General features: G+C 61.1%; 12 protein-coding genes. 1 reads left to right on the plus strand and 11 read right to left on the minus strand.

The window, feature by feature from the left end; translation table 11 throughout:
- Positions 1-19: 19 nt before the first annotated feature.
- From BMZ10_RS08430 to BMZ10_RS08470, 9 genes are all read right to left on the minus strand, one after another.
- The gene (locus BMZ10_RS08430) at positions 20-2,950 is read right to left on the minus strand and encodes a TIGR00180 family glycosyltransferase (protein ID WP_093459718.1); all 2,931 of its coding nucleotides are present in this window, start codon (positions 2,948-2,950) and stop codon (positions 20-22) included.
- Between the two features lie 278 nt (positions 2,951-3,228).
- On the minus strand, positions 3,229-6,828 hold the full coding sequence (locus BMZ10_RS08435) for a glycosyltransferase (protein ID WP_093459721.1): 3,600 nt from the start codon (positions 6,826-6,828) through the stop codon (positions 3,229-3,231).
- 119 nt (positions 6,829-6,947) lie between these two features.
- Complete coding sequence (locus BMZ10_RS08440; RefSeq protein WP_093459724.1) at positions 6,948-8,549, minus strand: flagellar hook-associated protein 3; 1,602 nt, start codon at positions 8,547-8,549, stop codon at positions 6,948-6,950.
- A 13-nt stretch (positions 8,550-8,562) separates the two neighbouring features.
- A complete protein-coding gene (gene flgK, locus BMZ10_RS08445) occupies positions 8,563-10,599 on the minus strand; it encodes a flagellar hook-associated protein FlgK (protein ID WP_093459726.1) in 2,037 nt (678 codons plus the stop codon).
- 10 nt (positions 10,600-10,609) lie between these two features.
- Complete coding sequence (gene flgJ, locus BMZ10_RS08450) at positions 10,610-11,881, minus strand: flagellar assembly peptidoglycan hydrolase FlgJ (RefSeq protein WP_093459729.1); 1,272 nt, start codon at positions 11,879-11,881, stop codon at positions 10,610-10,612.
- A gap of 10 nt (positions 11,882-11,891) precedes the next feature.
- Entirely contained in the window at positions 11,892-13,001 is a 1,110-nt protein-coding gene (locus BMZ10_RS08455; RefSeq protein WP_093459732.1) for a flagellar basal body P-ring protein FlgI, read from the minus strand.
- 13 nt (positions 13,002-13,014) lie between these two features.
- Complete coding sequence (flgH, locus tag BMZ10_RS08460; protein WP_093460178.1) at positions 13,015-13,728, minus strand: flagellar basal body L-ring protein FlgH; 714 nt, start codon at positions 13,726-13,728, stop codon at positions 13,015-13,017.
- A gap of 119 nt (positions 13,729-13,847) precedes the next feature.
- The gene (gene flgG, locus BMZ10_RS08465) at positions 13,848-14,636 is read right to left on the minus strand and encodes a flagellar basal-body rod protein FlgG (protein ID WP_093459735.1); all 789 of its coding nucleotides are present in this window, start codon (positions 14,634-14,636) and stop codon (positions 13,848-13,850) included.
- A 47-nt stretch (positions 14,637-14,683) separates the two neighbouring features.
- A complete protein-coding gene (locus BMZ10_RS08470) occupies positions 14,684-15,424 on the minus strand; it encodes a flagellar basal body rod protein FlgF (RefSeq protein WP_093459738.1) in 741 nt (246 codons plus the stop codon).
- A gap of 270 nt (positions 15,425-15,694) precedes the next feature.
- Between BMZ10_RS08470 and BMZ10_RS08475 the strand changes: the two genes are divergently transcribed.
- Entirely contained in the window at positions 15,695-15,874 is a 180-nt protein-coding gene (locus tag BMZ10_RS08475) for a hypothetical protein (RefSeq protein ID WP_093459742.1), read from the plus strand.
- Positions 15,875-15,923: 49 nt separating this feature from the next.
- On the opposite strand, the gene BMZ10_RS08480 is transcribed toward BMZ10_RS08475, so the two are convergent.
- Complete coding sequence (locus BMZ10_RS08480; protein ID WP_093459746.1) at positions 15,924-17,735, minus strand: flagellar hook protein FlgE; 1,812 nt, start codon at positions 17,733-17,735, stop codon at positions 15,924-15,926.
- Positions 17,736-18,009: 274 nt separating this feature from the next.
- On the minus strand, positions 18,010-19,335 hold the full coding sequence (gene flgE, locus BMZ10_RS08485) for a flagellar hook protein FlgE (protein ID WP_093459749.1): 1,326 nt from the start codon (positions 19,333-19,335) through the stop codon (positions 18,010-18,012).
- Positions 19,336-19,355 lie beyond the last annotated feature (20 nt).

Consider the following 19,355-nt stretch of genomic DNA (forward strand, 5'->3'; position numbering starts at 1 on the left):
CCAATTTCCTCTGCCGGCGTCAGGCAATCAACTGGGACCAGTTGACGGCGTGAGCGTCACCCAGGGTGAACGGCTGACCACTGAGCGACAGGTTGGGGTTATACGCCTGGTCCTGCTCGAAACGGGCTGCCCACTTCGCCCGCAAGGCTGCCAACGCTTCGGGAGCCTCGGGCAGCGTCCCCGGATGAATGATTTGCACCTGCGCCGTCCAGACGATCATGTGCCCGGTCTGGCCAATCTTCAGGCAGAGATCCAAGTCGGCGAACCCTTGGCCAAACGTGTTTTCGTCCAGCCCCTGAACCTCCTCGAAAAGCGCACGGCGCACCATCAGGCAAGCGCCAGACACCGCTGAATAGCTTTGCTCCAGGACCAAGCGGTGCAGGTAACCCGTCGCACCTTTGGCTTCACCTTTGAACGGCGTCGCGATGCCCGTCTCGCGGTTCAGGACCAGCCCGGCTTGAGTCACCGTGCCTTGCGCATCGACCAGCTTGGCCCCCACCACGCCCACCTCCGGACGCAGTGCCTGGTTCAGCAACGAACCCAACCAGTTCGGGTTGATCACCTCAGCCTCGCCGGAGAGCAAGACCAGGTATTCGCCCCGCGCCTGCGCCGAGACACGGTTGATCAACGCCGGCCCATTGCTCTGGGCGCTGTCGATGAGCACGCGCACGCGGCCCCCTGGTTGCTCCTGCGTCTTGAGCCAGGTCAGCATACCTTCCGGCAGCGCGCCATGGGCCGCGACCAGGAGCTCGTAAGCAGTGTAACGGGTGCGCTGCGCGACACTGTTCAAGCAGCGCTGCAATGCCTGCAGATCCGTCGTCGGGTCGACGATGATCGACACCTGCGGACGGTGGCTGTGGCGATAATCGATCTGCCAGGTGCCGGGCTGTGCGGACGTCACCAGCGCCTTGTAGCCTCGGGTGCCGAGGTGACGGATCAGGGCCATGCGTTCATGACCGTTCTCCTCCAGCACTGGCGCGTCGGTGATCAGCAGCACTTCGTCGAGGTGAGCCAGCTCGGTCGTACCGTTTTTCTCGATGATGCGCAGTAACAGATCGAGCTCCAGCGCATCGCTGTAATCCGCCGAATAGCCGCCGACATCCACCAGTGCTTCGCGACTGACCAGCCAGTGCCGGGCCATCAGGGCAGGCAGGCTTTGCAAAAGATCCAGGTTGAAACCTGGACGGAACACATCGACCAGCGCGCCGTTCTCCAGCCGCTGGATTTCATCGACGCAGATCGCCTTCAGCGGCGGAGCCGATTGCAGCTCCAGACCCGCGCGCAGCAGGCCTGAGGCCGTGAATACATCGCCCACCTCGGCCAGCACCACCCAATCGCAGATCAGCTGACGGACAATCTGGTTGAGCTTGTCGACGTAATTGTTCTGAGTGACTTTGACGAAGTGCAAAGTGTTGTTGAGGGTGGTCGTCGCAGGCGGTTCGCCTGTGGTAAACACCACCGCACGGAACGCTTTTGAATGGCCTTCGACCAGGCTGTCAAGGGTCAGCTGCAGCTTATCCATGTCGTCCTCAAGGTCGAGCAGCAGCAGACCGAACTGAGGACCACCGCCCACCGCCGAGAGATGTGCCGCAATGCCCTGCAACTGATCGGCATCCGGAGAACGGGCCGCGAGCCAGTTCAAGAGGCGACCGGACGGCATGCTGTCCAGGGTGTGGCGCTCATCATAAACCGGCAGTGCTTCCAGACGCTGCGTCCAGTTCCGCATCTGCAACGCATCGGTCTTCTCATTCTGACCGACCAGCTTCTGCGTCAGGCTTTTGACAACCACGCGGTTGAAGGGGTTGAGCTTCATGGCCGCCCAGAGACGGTTGGTCACCGTTTCCGGTACGTCATTCTCGTGCCCTTGCAACAATTGCTCCTGACGCACCCACACACCTTCCAGTTCTTCTAACTGGAGCGTTCCCGCAGGCAGCCCGTGAATCAGGAATTCAATGCGCGTGAGTTGATCGAAGAACGCCTGATTGTAGAAAGGCATCTCGACGTACTGGCGCGGCTCGAAGAGGCGCTCGGGACCGGCCGATGGCTCGGTCCAGACAGACTTCAGCAGCCGGGCCACCGACAGCGCGTTGCCACTGCGCAGGCTGTCGACGAGGGCAGCGAAGCTCTCACGGATGAAGAGTCTGGCGCGCAACGCGTGGGTGTCTTCGATCGCTGAAAGCTGGTCGGCAAGAAAATTCGCGAATGCCTCGCGCTCCTGGCCAGAGCGCGCATCCTGCTGGGTCAGGGCGTCGAAAATGCCGGGCTCGAGCCCCGCCTTGCGCGAGTCGAATTCGCGAACGATGTACGGCACATCGAGGATGCGGGCCTTGGCGCGCGCCAGCAGATAGAACGCCTGACCGATTTCCTGCCAGCGCTTGTTGGTCTCCTCGGGCAGCACACCATGCCAGTCGCGCAGCAAGGCGGTGCGCGTCACCGCGTTGCAGGGCGGAATGTACTGGCTGAACGCGTCGATGATCCGCTGTTGACCCGTGGCTGCGCTGTAGTCCTCATGGACTTTTCTGTCGCGTCGCAGGTACTCCACGCTGCTCGCCGCAGCTTCGTACATCAGCGAGTAGCCGTGACACAGGCCATAGTCGGGCTGGGCCTGGAGGAAATCGACTGAGTCGGCGAGGGCCTGGTGAACGAGGAAGTCGCCATCCTCGGCCAGCACCATATAAGGCGTGGCAACCTGAGCGAGACCATGGGCCACGCCGGCCGTCCTGGCGTTGGCGGCGTATTGCGGCAGGTGCAGGTAGTGCGTCAGTGCCGATGCCTCATCGACGAATGCAGCGGGCGCCTGGGAAAAATCCAGTACCAGAACCTTGCAGGGCAGTGTCCGGTAATGCTGAAGCGCCCTGCGCAAATGGGCCGGTCGATTCTGGGTGACAATCATGACAGTCAAGGCGTCGTTGAGCACTGACAGACGACTGATGGGCAAAACATTGTTCATATCCGATTCCTTAAACCCGGCCCGTTGGCCAACTCACGCAGGAAGATGACGTCCCACCGGAGGGACAACCGCCTCGCGGACGATTGTCAACGAGGTGAATCAGCCATCATCGAACGCACACAACCACGGCACTGCGGTGCCGCGTCGGCTGCGCCAGAGAATTGGCTGGCTTTGGAGGGGGTATTGCACGAAACGCGCCAGCATTGGCAAAGGAGGGAAGAGCTCCGGCGCGTCGGACAACAAGCAGAGGCGCACGCTCTGCTTGCCGCGTCAGCCGATTAGTCGGCGAGCCAACCGTTGACCCAGTGTCCGAGGTTGTCGCCGCGCAACATGAAGTCGCGTTCCACCGCCTCGCGCAAGGCATCGCCCTGACGATAGCTGGCATCGGGATCGCTAAGGTGGCCGCGAATGGCGTCCAGCCACTCAGCGGTGGTGTTGGTCAGAATCGAGGTGCGCGGCAGATAGCCTTGGTATGCCGCCGTTTCGGTGCAAATGACCGGGTAGCCACAGGCGCCGTATTCCAGCAGCCGCAGGTTGCTCTTGCAGTCGTTGAAGATGTGTTTTTCCAGTGGGGCCACGGCCAGGTCCAGGTTCAGGCTCGCCAGCTTTGCCGGATAGCGTTCCAACGGGATGATCCCGTGGAACTCGTGGATATAAGGCCGCAACGCCGGGGGGCACATGCCGAAGAATACCCAGTCGACTTCATCGGCCAGCTCTCGGACCACCTCAGCAATGATCTCTAGGTCACCCGTGTGGCTGGTGCCACCTCCCCAACCGACACGCGGTTTTTTGCTGGTTCGGCGCTGGCTGCTCAACCCGGTCCATAGCGCGGGGGTCAACAGGTTGGGCACCACTCGGATATCGTCATGCATCGAAGACAGGGCATCGGCGAGCGGCTCGGTGGACACCACCACCCGATCGCACATTGAAATACCGCGTCGAACCAGCCGCTCCATTTCCTTGATGTCGGGCATGCCGCGCACGTGCTCGTTCTTTTTCGGCACATGAATGACGTAGTCATCCAGCTCGTAAATCCGGCGTGCGCGGGAAAAGGTCTTCAGGTCGCCCATTTCATCGATCCGCTGCTGGCTGTAGCGCCCCTGCAGCACGATGATGTCGGGAGAATAGCGCTCGACATCAATGATGCCGGGATGCGCATAGCTGATCACGCCTGTCGAGTAGCCGGCGGATTCCAACGCGAAAAAAGGCTCCGTGACGCGATAATGGCCGATGGCCGAAGCGTTGATCGGCAACCCCAGCACCACCGGCACCTGCGGTGTGGAGAAAGGCGTCCAGCCGCTGTTCAAGCCCGGTTCAAGACTGAAACTGGCCGTGCCCAGGCTGCGCAACAACAGGTTCGGGTTGTAAGCCGGATCGCGCGCCACCAAAGGCAGCCAGCGCAAGTAGAACAACTCGTCTTCCCGTTCGCGGCGCTGCTGCCAGCTCGCATCATGCAACGGCTTGGGCCGGGTTCCCTGGGCAAGCAACGCCAGCGGCGTCCACACCACCAGGTAGCCCTTTTCACGGATTCGCAGGCACAGATCGACATGACTCAGGCTGCAGGCAAAGTCGGTCTCGCTCAGGCCGCCGACGCCCTCAAACAACGACTTGCGCACCAGCAGGCAATCGGGCCCGACGGCACTGAGGTCGTGGACCACTTGCAACCGCTGCATGTAGCCATTGGCCTGCAGCGACTCGCCGCGGAACGGCATGCCGGCAGGGCCGTGCAAGCCCAGAATCAGACCGGCATGCACGATGCTGGCGTCCGGGCCGTACATCTTCGGTCCCACAACCCCGACTTCCGGTCGACGAGCCTGGTCGAGCATCTGATCGAGCCAGTCGGATTGGGTCACGACGGTGTACGGATCCAGGAACAGCACGTACTCGCCACGCGATTGGCCGCACGCCGCGTTATACAACTCGGCGCTGCTGATTTGGGTCGGCATTTCAAGCACCCGCAGGCGGTTGCTGTCCAGTTGCCCCATGGCGGCCAGCCAGGTCCGGGTGTCGGGACTTTCACTGCCGTGGTCGAGGATCAGCACCTCGTAGGCGGCGTACGCGGTCTTTTCCAGCAAGCTCTCCACGCAACGCTGCAATGGGGCCAATTGATCCTTGATGATGATCATGATCGACACCAACGGGACGGTGTCATGAAGGTAATGAATACGGTTGATCAGCGGCAGCTGTTTATCGGGCTGTATTTCGCAGGCGATCCCGCAACGCCGCAGGTGAGCATCCACGACACGGTGGTTCTGCTCGATGACTTCAGGCGAGGCCAGCCAGTGTGATAAGGCAAACTGCGACTCGACCGTGACTTCGCTCAGATGACCGATGATGCGGTCCCCGCCCTCCTCGACCAGACGCCACAACAGATCATGAGGCGCGAGTTCACCAAAGCGGGCATCCAGGCCGCCGGCCTGCAACACCGTTTCGCGGTGGAACGCCATACACCGGCCGACATAGGGATAGCTGCGCAGCAGATCGAGGTTGAAATCCGGCTTGAACACCGGCTCGGCCGATTGCCCGTCGAACAGCGCGCCTTCGTCGCTGTACACACACCGCAATGCGTCGTTCATCGCAACCCGTTCGGCCAGCATCAACAGCGCCGGTTTGACCAGACGGTCGCCGCCACGCAGCAGGTAGAACCACTGCGCGCCATCCAGTTGCGCCAGCAGGTCATTGAGCTGAGTCCAGGGATCGTCCTGCAAAGGCATCACAAAGACGCGGCCATCCAGGCGCGGCTGCACACAATCGCACGACAGTACCACGGTCAGTTCCGGGGCATAGAGCTGTTCTTCCAGGCTGCGCAACGTACTGTCCAGGCTGGCGCGACTGCCGGTGCGGTCGATGATCACTGGCACGATTTTCGGCCGCGAAGGCCAGTGCATCAGGGTGTTAGGCAGTTGCAGTTCCTGGGCCGGGGTCACGTTGCGGCACGCCAACCACTGCTCGTACAGCTCTGCGAAGCTCTCGCTGGCGGTGCCCACCCGCCACGCCTGGGTGGTCTGCAGCGTGCCCAGCGAACGCGACAGCGCCAATTCTTCCCACACCGGTTCGGCGGCCAAGTCTTCCTTCAATGGCATGTACCTGACCCAGCCCTTGCCAAGTGCAGGCTCTCCCCCGCGCATCTTGATCATCTGCAACAGCCACTCTTGCTCGGTTTCGACCGATGCTTGCAGGGTTTGCTGACGGCTGAGGCGTTCAGGGTGCAAACGCTCCACGCCCAGGACGTTGTTGAGCACTACCACATTGCCGCGCCGCATCATGCAGACGTAGAGCGCCAGATCGAGCAACGCCGCAAAGCAATGGCCGGATTGGGTCAGCCCCGGCAGGTAGTTGAGCACGTCGTCCCGGCGAAACAGGGCACTGCTCAATCCTCCGAGGAAGTTCAACGGGTAGATGTGAACGATGTCCATCAGGTCTTCGCCTTTGAACAGCGCGCTGGTGGGGGACAGCGGCGAGTTTTCCATGCGCGACGGTAACTGGATGTCGTCGGCGTCCCAGAGCAGCCGTTGCGACAGCACCAGACTGACGTCATCGCGGGCCATCAGCGGTTCCACCTGGGCCGACACCGCGCTCGCGAAGATCTGATCGTCGTCGCAGAGAAACTTGATGAATTCGCCCTGCGCTTGCGCCAGACATTCGCGCAGGTTGCCGATGAAGCCCAGACGCTGTGGGTTGCGCACATAGCGCATCGGGACCGGGCTGCTTTTGGCGAACGTCTCGAAAATCGTACGGATGTCATCGCCACGCGAGTCATCGCACACGATCACTTCCAGGTTCGAATAGCGCTGAATCAACGCGCCTTGCAAAGCCCGCTGGAAGAAACGTGAATTGAAGGCGGGAATGACGATGCTGACGAGAGGAGCTGAATTCACGGGACTAGACTCACAGGCGGCAAGCGAGGACTGACATCCGCCCCTGCTGAACCGCTGAAAAAACGGTTGGCGCACTGCGCTGGCAGTACCGTTGGCCGGTACTGCCACGGGTCAGGCGATTACAGCTTGCTGAACAGGTTCAGCGAAGACAATTGAGTAAAGACCAGCTGCGAGGCCTGCAGCATGGTTTTCTGCAAGGTCAGGCGAGCGATCGCGTCCACAGGATCCGAGGCGGTGATGCTGCTCGACTCGGTGCTGGCGTTGTCGATCTGGCTCTGGTTGGTCACACCCTGAGAAGTAGCCGTCGCAGCCCGCGCACCGCCGTCACCGACCGCAGTCGACACCTGGTTCAATGCGCTTTTCAGGTTGGAGATGGTCGAATCCAGCGTCGCTTGCAGCTTCTGCTTGGCCACCGGATCTCCGTCAACTTTGCCATTGAGCGCGTTGATCACCGAGGTCAGCGTGTTGAGGACGTTCTGCGTCTGCTGGTTCGTCGGTTGCACGGTGAACTGATCGCCCGCCGCCACATCAGGGGACGTCGCCGGAGGAACGAGGCTGAAGGTGAACGTCACGCCCGAAGCGGTAGCCTTGTCGCCTGCCAACGTGCCGGTGGACACCGGCGTGCTGGTCGGATCGTAAGGCGCGGCGTACAACGCGAACGTGCTGGTGCCGGTGAAGCGCAGGACCGCGCCGCCCGAAGGAAACGCCTCGCTGAACGCAGCCGGATCGGTCACCGTCGAACCGGTGATGACCGTTGCAGCCGAGTTCGCTGGCAGACGCGCCGTGGTGACGCTGGCCGACGATGCCTCCAGCGTGAAACTGTGACCGGACACCGCAGCGTCGATCGTCGCGGTGCTGGCTTTATCGGCGTCGGTCAGGTTGACGTTCAGCGTCAGTTCCAGGCCGCGGAAGCCGATGGTCTGGTTCGCTGCGCTGCCCGAGCTGAAGCCACCTGCTGCGGTCGCGTCGGCGGTGACGTCCTGAAGATCCTTGTCGAGAATCTTGATCTGCGAGCCGCTCTCGAACGAGATGGTGTAAGGCTGGCCGGCCAGGAAGCTGGAATCGTACGTCCCGCTGTTGGTGACGACACCGCTGGACAGCGAGACCACCGAATCGGTCTTGGAGGCAGCGGTCGGGGTCAGCGTCGTGCGCGTGGTGTTGATCGCCTGCTCGAACGCGTCCCAGCCAGTGGTATTGCTGGCCATGGACATGCCGCCGCCAATGTCCAGGTTATTGCGGGTCTGGTCGCCCTGATAGCTGTAAGTGCCGTCCGGGTTGATCGCATAGGGCGGCGTCGTGGCTTTGGAGCCGGCGAACAGATAATTGCCGTTGGCGTCCTTGCTGTTCATCAGGCCAAGGATCTGCGACTGAAGCGAGGCGAGCTCTTCTGCACTGCTCTGGCGGTCGGCATCGGTGTAAGTCGAGTTACCCGCACCCAACACCAGTTCCTGCGCGCGCTGGATGGCGCTGGTGATCGAGGTCAGTGCGGTTTCGGTCTGCACGACGCCGGTGTTGATCGTGTCGATGTTGGACTTGTACTGGTTGAGCATCGAGCTCATCTGCTGCAACTGCAACACGCGCGAGGCACCGACCGGGTCATCGCCGGCGGTATTGAGCTTGACCTGACTGGCCACTTCGTCGCCGGTCTTGACCACATTGGAGTAGGTGCGCGAATAGTTCGAAGCGCTGGTTTCGTAAAACTGAGCAGTAGAGATACGCATCGGTCACGACTCCTTAAAGACTGTTGATCAGCGTGCTGAAAATGGCTTGGGCGGCTTTGATGATCTGCGACGACGCCGTGTAGTACTGCTGGTACTTGACCAGGTTGGCGGCTTCCTCATCCAGCGACACACCCGAAACGCTGTCACGCGACGACTTGGCCTGATCGAGCACGGCGGAAGTCGCCGCCGCATCGCTCTTGGCCTGATTGGCTTGCGAGCCGACCGTGCTGATCAGCTTGGCGTTGGCATCGCTCATGCTCATGCCGGTGCCGTTGCCGGCAGAGGTGTCGACCGTCTGTTTGGTCTGCAGCCCGAGCAACGATTGCGCATTGCGGTTATCGGACGAACCCGCACCGGTCATGGCGATGCTGTAGGTATCGCCCGAAGCCGGCTTGCCGGCGACAGAAATATTGATCTTGAACGATTGGGCCGCATTGGCCGAGTCGGTGTAGCCGATGTCCAGCGTCAAGTCGTTGTTGCTGCCGGGCACGATCAGACCGCCCACCGCGTTGCCGGACTTGTCCAGCACTGGCTGGCCGGTGGAATCGAGCAGTTTGTACGATTGCGAACCGTCCGCGGCGACATCGCCCATGACCAGACGCATCGGCATGGAGCCCGAAATGGCGCTCTGCAGGTCAGCCTTGGCGGTCGAGTCGTAGATGTTCGACGTCGTCGCCAGAACAGGCTGGGTGAAAGTCCCGGTCCCTTTCAAGTTGCCTGTGCCGGTCAGCGGCGCGGCCATGGCCAGGCTCTTGGTGTCGGTCATCACGGTCTTGATGCCGTCGGCGCCGGTTTTGGTCGGGCTGATCTTGAAGCTGTCGCCCTCGGCGGACGAACCGTTGAACTTGAGCGAGAAGCCGTCGATGACCGGCGCCGGGTCAGCGGTGTTGAACGAACCCATGTCCTTGCCGTCAGGCAGACGCTTGACGCTGTACTGGCCGCCGGTGCCGAAAGTCACCTGGTAGTCATTGGTGGTCAACGCATTGGCGTCGGTGATCGACACCGCGAAGTTACCCGAAGTGGTGTCGTTGTTCTTGTTGGCCAGGCTGCGCTGAGTCAGCAGGCTTGGGTCGTTGACGCTGTTGAACAGGTTGGAGCCGAACGCGCCATTGGCGTCCACGCCCTGCCCCAGCTGGCTGTTGATCTCGTCGGAGACCACCAGCGCCAGACGACCGAGCTCGGCGGTTGCCGGTTGCAGCACGTCGCTGCGGTAGCGCACCAGACCACCGATGGTGCCGCCGGTGACGACCGATGTGACATCGACGGTGCTGTTCTGATAATTGAGTTTGAGCGAGTAGACGCTCGGGTCGCTGTCGCTGGGCGACGCGCTGAGCGTATTGGCTTTGCTGCCGGTCACCAGCGGCTGGCCGGTACCGATGTAGATGTCGTAGTTGCCGTTGGTCTCGACGACTTTGGCCCCGACCAGATCGTTGAGCTGACGCACCGCTTCATCGCGCGCGTCGAGCAGCGAGTTGGGCTGGTTGCCGGTGGCCTTGGCCTGAGTGATCTGGCTGTTCAGGTCGGCAATCGAGGACGCCAGCGAGTTGACTTGACCGGTGAGGGTCGTCAACTGGCTGTTGATGCCGGCGTTCTGATCCTTGAGCTGGGTCGAGATCGCATTGAAGCGGCCCGACAGCGCCGAAGCACTTTTCAGGAAATCACTGCGCTCGGCCGAGCCGGTCGGCGTGGTCGACAGCTTCTGCAGACTGGTGAAAAAGTTGGCCATGACCGAACTGATGCCGGTCGAGCTGTCGGACAGGATCGAGTCCAGCTTGCTGGCCTGCCCCAGATACGCCTGGGCATCGGAGTTGAGCGATGTACTGGTTTGAACCTGGGTGTTCAGGAAGCCGTTGTAGATGCGGCGCACGTCGGACAACGTGGTACCGGTGCCGATGAAACCCACACCGATGTTCTGCTGCGCACCTGCAGTGGTCATGACCTGCTGACGCGAGTAACCGAGCGTGTCAACGTTGGCAGTGTTGTTGCCGATGGTGGTCATCGCTGCACTGCTGGCGTTCAGTCCCGAAAGCCCAATTGAAATCAGTGACATGGTTCAAACCTTATAAAGTCGTGGAAGAGCCCGATGCGGCTGCGTAGTTCTGGTAACTCTTCATCTGTTTCGCTATCTGAGAAATCTTGCTGGCATAGTCCGGGTCCGTGGCGTAACCGGCCTTTTGCAGCTCTTTCACAAACTGTTCCGGGTTATCGGCAGATTTCAGCGTGGCTTGATAGCGATTGTTGTTCTGCAGGAAGCTGACCAGATCGTGGAAGCTGCTGGCGTACGAGTCGTAGGAACGGAAATCCGCCGTTTCCTTGACCATCTTGCCGTCGCGGAACTCACTGGTGATTGCACGGGCTTCCGGACCTTGCCAGCCGGTCTGCGCCTTGATACCGAACAGGTTGTGGCTGCTGCTGCCATCGGACTGACGCATGATCGATTTGCCCCAGCCGGTTTCCAGCGCCGCCTGCGCCACCAGCACGGTCGGGTCGACGCCGATACGCGCGGCAGCATCCTTGGCCAGCGGCAGCATGGTGGCGACGAATTCGTCGGCATTGGCGAACGCCGCTTTGCCGGGTGCCAGCGGGGTCTGAACGCGACTGCGCACGAAGCTGTTGGCCTGGGCGCCAAATTCCGGGCCGATGGTCCAGTCGCCGTTGCCCTGGCTGCCGGCGCGCTTGGCGGCTGCCACGGCGTTGGAGACGGCAATGCGATTTTTCAGGGTCGTCGCGCCGGTGGCCGCATCCTGACCGGCCGCCGTGTTCGGCACGATGCCAGCCATGATGCGATCGCTGAGCTTGCTCGGCAGCGAGATACGACGCGAATTGAGCGCCGCGACGTCGTTGTGCACGGCACCGTCAGTGGTCGCTGGCGCCACCGAACGGCTGGCCCACAACGGACGCTGCGCAACCCGCGTGGCAAGGCCGGTCTGCGCCGGTGCCCCATCGGTTTTCGCGGCGGCATTGAGCTCGCCCGTGGCAGGCGCCACCTGAGCATTTTTGGTTTTGGAGAGCTGACGCATCAGCACGTCCTGCAGGCCGATGCCGCCGCCCTCGCGGGACATGCTGACCGACAACTGCTGGTCGTACATGTCCTGATACTGGCGGGTCGCGGCCGTGTTCATCGGGTTGTCCTTGGCCAACACTTCGTTGGCCGAACGCATGGCCTTGAGCATCTGGCTGACGAACAGCGACTCGAACTCCTGCGCCACCTTTTTCAGGTTCGCATCACTGTCACGATCGCCGCCGTTCTTCAGGGAGGCCAAGCGATTGAGGTCGGTGTACGCCCCCGAATCGCTGACTGTCCCTGCCGTTGAGCCAGTAGGAATACTCATCGCCCTTCCCTTAAATCACGATCAGATCGGCTTGCAAGGCGCCAGCCTGTTTCAGCGCTTCGAGAATCGCCATCAAGTCGCCAGGTGCCGCGCCGACCTGGTTGACCGCTCGCACAATCTCGTCCAGCGTGGTGCCCGGACCGAATTTGAACATCGGATGCATCTCCTGCTGCGCGTTGATCTTGGAGCGCGGCACCACGGCGGTCTGGCCGTTGGAGAACGCACCCGGCTGGCTGACGACAGGGTCTTCGGTGATGGTCACGGTCAGGCTGCCGTGAGTGACCGCGGCAGGCGAAACCTTGACGTTCTGACCGATGACGATCGTGCCGGTACGCGAGTTGATGATGACTTTGGCCGAGGTCTGACCCGGATCGATTTCCAGGTTTTCCAGCACCGACAGATAGTCGACACGCTGGTTCGGATCCAGAGGCGCCGTCACGCGTACCGAGCCGCCGTCCACAGCCTGTGCAACACCCGGGCCAAGCATATCGTTGATCTTGTCGACAATGCGTTTGGCCGTGGTGAAGTCGTTGCGGTTGAGGTTCAGCGTCAGGGAATTGCCCTGGTTGAAGCCACTCGGCACGGCGCGTTCTACCGAAGCACCGCCAGGAATACGACCCGAAGACGGAACGTTGACGGTGATCTTGGAACCGTCACGGCCTTCGGCGTCAAAACCACCGACGACCAGGTTGCCTTGAGCGACCGCATAGACGTTGCCGTCGATACCTTTCATCGGCGTCATCAACAGGCTGCCACCGCGCAGGCTCTTGGAGTTACCGATGGACGACACGGTGATGTCGATCTGCTGACCGGGCTTGGCGAACGGTGGCAGGTCGGCATACACGGCCACCGCCGCGACGTTCTTCAGCTGCACGGTGCCCGAACCTGCCGGAACCTTGATGCCGAACTGCGACAGCATGTTGTTGAAGGTCTGCAGGGTGAACGGCGTCTGGGTGGTCTGGTCACCCGTACCGTTCAGACCCACCACCAGACCGTAACCGATCAACTGGTTGGTCCGCACGCCCGAGATGCTGGCAATGTCCTTCAGGCGCTCGGCGTGAGCGCCCAGCGCTGCGGTGAACAACAGCGCTGCCGCTATCAGTTGCTTGAACGTGATCATGGCTATCCCGGTATCAGAAAGGGAACAACGGACTGAGGAAGAATCGGTCGAACCAACCTGGCTGGCTGGAATCGGCGAAGGCTCCCGTACCGGAATAAGTGATCCGCGCATCGGCCACGCGGGTCGACGAAACGGTGTTGTCAGTGGCGATGTCGTCGGCGCGGATGAGGCCTGCAATGCGCACCAGTTCGTCACCGGTATTGAGGGTCATCCATTTCTCGCCCCGCACCGCCAGAATGCCGTTAGGCAAGACATCGGCTACCGTGACCGTCACCGAGCCGGTCAACGTGTTGCTCTGCGCGGCAGTGCCGTTGCCTTTGGTTGCACGATCGCCGGTATAGCCTGCATCCAGGCTCAAGTCACCGCTGCCGATCGGGTTGTTGGTGCTGACGCCGGCGCCGAACAGCGAAGTCAGGCCCAGGCTGGTTTTACTGGTCTTGCTGATACCGGAACTGGCGGCCTTGCTGGCAGCGGTACGCTCGGACAGGGTGATGGTGATGATGTCACCGACCCGGTAAGCCTTGCGATCGCCATAGAGGTTCTGCTCGAAACCAGCCTGATAGATCGAGCCGTTATTGGCCGCCGACGGCAGCGGTGTTCGCGGCAACACAGGCGCGTAGTAAGGGTCATTGGGTTTGGCCGAAGGCGCAACGCAACCGGTCAGCAGCGCGATACCGCAAAGCGGTGCTGCGAACAGGGAAAGCCGCAATACAGAAAGCCGTTTCATGACACTTAAAACCTCGCGGTGTAGCAGGCGTTTTTCAGACGCCCCGTCGGATTGATCAGGTGTTTCGTTGCAGGACATCAGGTGTTTCAGTTTCCGTTCAGCCCATCGCTCGTGGCGACTTACAGGTTCTGGGTCACGTACTGCAGCATCGAGTCAGCGGTCGAAATCACTTTGGAGTTCATCTCGTAGGCGCGCTGTGTGGTGATCATGTTCACCAGCTCTTCAACGGTGCTGACGTTGGAGTTTTCCAGGGTGTTCTGCTTGACCACGCCCAGACCGTTCAGGCCTGGCGTTCCCACTTGAGGCGCGCCGCTGGAAGCGGTCTCCAGGTACAGGTTGCCGCCTTGCGACTGCAGACCGGCCGGGTTGATGAAGTCCGCGGTCTGGATGTTGCCGATCACCTGCGGGGTCGCGGCGTTTGCAGCAGTGGTGACCGATACGGTGCCGTCTTCGCCGACGGTGAAGGTTTGCGAATCCTGTGGCACGACAATCGCCGGCTCCAGTGCGTAACCGCTGGAGGTCACGATCTGGCCGTTCTGGTCCAGGTGAAAGGTACCGTCACGGGTGTACGCCAGGGTGCCGTCAGGCTGACGGATCTGGAAAAAACCACGACCGTTCACGGCCATGTCCAGCGGCTGGTTGGTGGTTTGCAGGCTGCCGGCAGTGAAGTTTTTCTGCGTGCCGACGATGCGCACACCAGTACCCAGCTGCAGACCGGAAGGCAGCTCGCTGTCCTGAGTGGACTGAGCGCCAGGCTGGCGCTTGATCTGATAGAGCAGGTCCTGGAATTCGGCGCGATCACTTTTGAAACCCGTGGTCGACACGTTTGCCAGGTTGTTGGAAATGGTCGTCAGGTTCATGTCCTGAGCGGCCAGACCGGTTTTCGCTACATAGAGTGCCGGAAGCATTCGTTAATCTCCTCGAGCGCCTGATTGTCGGCGCAAGCTGTCAGTCATTAGCCCATTTGCAAGACGCGAGCCATCGACTCGTCATCCTGCTCGGCGGTCTTCATCATCTTGATGTGCAGTTCGAATTGACGGGACAACGCCAGCACCGAGGTCATTTCCTCGACCGCATTGACGTTGCTCGACTGCAGAAATCCGGACTCCACCTGCACATTGGCATCGGCTTGCGCCGGTCTGCCGTCTTTGGTGTGCATCAGACCGTCAGGGCCTTTTTCCATGTTTCCAAGGTCTGGCTTGACCAGCTTGATGCGGTCGATCTCGGCCATGACCTGAGGCGTTTCACCCAGAGAGCGAACGCTGATCGTGCCGTCGGCGCCGATCTCGATCTGTTGCTGTGGAGGCACGGCAATCGGCCCGCTGTTGCCCATGACCGGCAAACCATTGCCATCACGCAACACGCCGAGGGCGTCAATGTTCATGCTGGAGGTGCGGGTGTAGGCTTCGCCGCCGTCAGGCGTCTGGACCGCCATCCAGCCATCGCCTTTGACGGCAACGTCCAGTTCGCGGCCGGTATCGATCATCGAACCCTGACTGAAGTCGGTGCCCGGGCGCTCGCTCATCGCATAGGCGCGAGACGGCATGACCTCGCCAAACACCGGCATCGAGCGGGCCTGTTCAAGGTCACGCTGAAACCCGTTGGTCGAGACGTTCGCCAGGTTGTTGGCATGCGCCTTTTGCGCGATGGCGTTTTCTGACGCACCGCTCATGGCCACGTAAAGCAACTTGTCCACAGTCTTCCTCCTCCGACAGACGCTTGCCGCCTGTAGCTGTACTGCTGAGGTCATAGCAATAATCGAACCAGTTTTTCAGATGCGATACAAACGGCTGATTTTCCAGCAGTTACGGGCCGAAGAACCCACGCGGGCCCGCGCGAACTGTCTTGCGCGACGGCGGACCGCCGCTTTCCGGAAAATCCCGGTCGGCGGACGCCAAAAAACCCTCACGAGGAGCGATAATTGCAGCGCTTTGCTCACCGGCCTTTCTGCCAACAGGAAACTGTCATGCGTCTGCGTTTTGCCCTGCTCTTTTCCCTCGCCGCCTGCTCGACTGTGGTCATGGCGGCACAAGCGCCCTATTACCTGTGGCAAGGCAAGGACCGGACGGTCTGTGCGCAGACCAGCCCCGGCAAGGGCTGGATCCGTGTGAGCAATGCGTTCGTGAAGGCCGACTGCTCGATCTGACGACAGCGACACACGCCGCTCGACGGCGTCGGCCAGCGTGCAACCGGCCTCAGGTTGCGCGAATCAGCGTCTGCATCAATTCAGCCTCGGTGGACAGCGTCTTGGAGTTGGCCTGATACGCCGTCTGCGCCTGAATCAGCTCCACCAGTTCGTGGGTCAGCGCAACGTTCGAGCCTTCCAGCGAGTGGCTGACGATCGTGCCGAGCGCGCCGATCCCCGGTGTCTCGTAATTGGCGACGCCGGATCCGTGGGTCTCCACCCAGCGCGTGTCGCTGACCGGCTGCAGGCCCTGCTCGTTGGCAAAACTGGCGAGCATGATCTGGCCGATGTTGCGCCGCACACCGTTGCTGAAACCCGTGCTCATCATGCCGTTTCTGTCGATGGACAGATCGGTGGCCTCGCCTGCGCTGTGGCCGTCGACCACCACGCCGGAACTGCCCGTTTCACCCCGGTGCTGGCTCAGCTTGCCGAAGTCCAGAACGATACCGTCCGCGTTGCCCACTGCGCCGTTGCTGACCCAGCGACCGTCCGGCTTGTTGCTGACCAGGGGCTTGGCCGGCACCCAGCCATTGAGCGTCAATTGGTTGTTGTCCGCCGACAGGCCCGGGCCGCCGAGCAGCGAGCGCAGCGAACCGTCGGCGCTGAACAGCATGCTGGCCGTCAACGCCTCGGTGCTGTCGGGATTTTGCGGATTGCGCCCATCGACGAGCAGGTGCATTTTCCAGCTATTGCTGCCGTCCTTGACGAAGTACTGAGTGATCTCGTGGCGATTGCCCAGACTGTCGAAGATGCCATTAGTGAATGCCTTGTTGTAGGTGGAGATGTCGGACCGGTCGAATGCCGGAACCGCCCGCGGCATCAGCGCATCGGCCGGGTCGAGAAACGGGCCGCCGGCATCCGCCAGCGGCAGCGCAACCGAGAGCGGACCCGCCGCAGGGCTCGGTGTCCAGCGCCCGTTGACCTGAATCGCCGGCTGCCACCTGTGCAACGACAGTTCGGTGTCGGAAACCACCTTGACCGCTGCGTCGGCTCCGGTCAGGGAAAGGTTGCCTGCGGCGGAAGTCTGCAGTCCGATTTCCAGCGGCGTCGTGCTGTAGGGATCCAGCGGACTGACGCCGTCGACCAGAATGTACGAGGTCCAGTTGTTGTCTGCGGTTTTGACGAAGTACTGCTTGAGCTCGTGGTCCTGAGGCGGGACCGCTGGCTTGGCCGGCACCTGAACATACTGATTGCCGCTGGCATCGGTGCCCAGCACTTCCTTGACGGCAGGCACGCCGGCGTCCTGAATCGTCAGGCTCGACACACGGGTGTAGGTCTGCGGATTACCGGGATCGAACGCCGGCAGCACATCCAGCGACGCGGCCGCCGAATCCAGCACCAGAATCTGTTCCACTTTGCCGGTGGCTTTGGGCGCCATGCTCGCCGTATCGATTTTCAGGTCGCTGCGCACCCCGCTGATCACCTTGCCGTCCGGCGTCACGGCATAACCCTGCAAGCGGCTGCCGTGAGTATCGACGACGAAGTTTTCGGCATCTTTGAGGAAGGCGCCCGACCGGGTGTAGCTGATGGTGCCGCCGTCGCTCATGACAAAAAAACCCTTGCCCTGAATGCGCATGTCGAGCGCCCTGCTCTGACCCGCCATTGCGTCGCCGAGCTTGAAGTTCTGCGAGATGCCGGCCACGCGCACGCCGTCGCCACTGGCGGAGCGGCTGGCGCCGAGTGAAGACGAGGAATAAACGGCAGAGAATTCCGCTCGCGAAGATTTGAAGCCGGCGGTGCCGACGTTGGCGATGTTATTGCCCGCCACTTCCATGCGCGTGTGCGCCGCGTGCAAACCGGACACTGCGATATTGAATGACATGAACACTCCCTGAGTCGTGTTGAACGACACGTTCGTCAATGCATTGAATGTGCGCAGACAAACAAATGCCGTTGTGCAGCCAGACGGCAGCCTTCAACGGTATTGGTTTGCCAGCGATTCGAGTCTCGCATTAACGAAAGTAGGAATTTTCCAGTTAATCAGTGGGACCGCTCTCCATGTTTTAAACGCCATTGAAAGGGCAGCAGCAGGCATACGGCAGGCAAAAAAAACCCCTCCAAAGAGGGGCTTGAGTACCGCAGTCAATCGACCGTTATCAGGTCATCTGAATCGTGGTCTGCATGATGGTGCTTTCAGTCGAAATGGTTTTCGCGTTCGCCTGATAGTTACTTTGCGCCTTGATCAGCTCAACCAGCTGGCCGGTCAGGTCGACGTTGGATTCTTCCAGCGCAGAACCGGTAATGTTTCCCAGCGTACCCGACTCTGGAGCACCGGTGACCGGGATGCCCGAAGCGTACGTTTCGCGCCACATGGTTCCGCCCGCCGGGGCCAGGCCCTGGACGTTGGCGAATGTGGTCAGCGCCACTTGGCCGATCACGCGGGATTCGCCGTTGGTGTACGTGGCGAACAGGTTGCCGCTGGAGTCAACGTTCATGGCGCTGATCTGGCCGGTGTAGTTACCGTCCTGGCTCTTCGAAATTGCGCCCGCCGCAGCGTTGGTCTGGGTGGTCGCCAGCATGTTCAATTTCATGTCCACTTTGGCGGCGCCGTTCTCGACCCAAGTCGTGGTCGAACCTACGGTTTTGCTCTGCGCAGGCTGCCAGTCCTGGATCGTGAACGTACCGTCGGCGTTGACCGTCACACCGCCCGTGGAAACCGGCGCAGGCGTAGTGATCAGGTTGCCCGACTCATCGAACTTCAACTGAGTCTGATCCGCAGCAACAGCCGGCTCGGTGGTCGGATCGGACATGTTGCGACCGTCGATCAGGGTGTACATGGTCCAGGAGTTGGTGTCTGTCTTGCGGAAATACTGGGACAGCGTGTGTGCGTTACCCTGACTGTCGTAGATCGGGGTGCTGTAAGTCGAGGTGTAGGTGGTGGTGTCCGCCGGATCGAACGCCGCGCCGGTGTTGATCGGCTCGGACGAGTTCAGGTTCGACTTGATGGTGATGTTGGCGGTGGTTTTCGGCGCCATGTTCGACGTGTCGACCTTGAGATTGGTCAAAACACCGGTCATCACGTTGCCATTGGCATCAACGCCGTAACCCTGCAGGTTATTGCCGTTGGTATCAATGATGTTGCCGGCCGAGTCGGTGTGGAAGTTACCGGCGCGGGTGTACAGCTTCTCGCCATTGTTGCTCATCATGAAGAAGCCGTTACCGTTGATCGCCAGGTCCAGATCGCGACCGGTGCCGGTGGTCAGAGAACCCTGAGTGAAGTTCTGAGTGACCGCTGCGGTATAAACACCGCTGCCTACGTTAGTGCCACCGGAAGTTCCACGGATGGATTGCGCGTACTGGTCGGCAAACTCCGCACGGGAAGATTTGAAGCCGACAGTCGCAACGTTGGCAATGTTGTTGCCCGTGACGTCGAGACTTTTGTTCGCTGCGTAGAGCCCACTAAGACCGATATTGAAAGACATCTTTAACTCCTGCGCCGTCT

Source organism: Pseudomonas sp. NFR16 (assembly GCF_900108875.1).
Taxonomy (GTDB): domain Bacteria; phylum Pseudomonadota; class Gammaproteobacteria; order Pseudomonadales; family Pseudomonadaceae; genus Aquipseudomonas.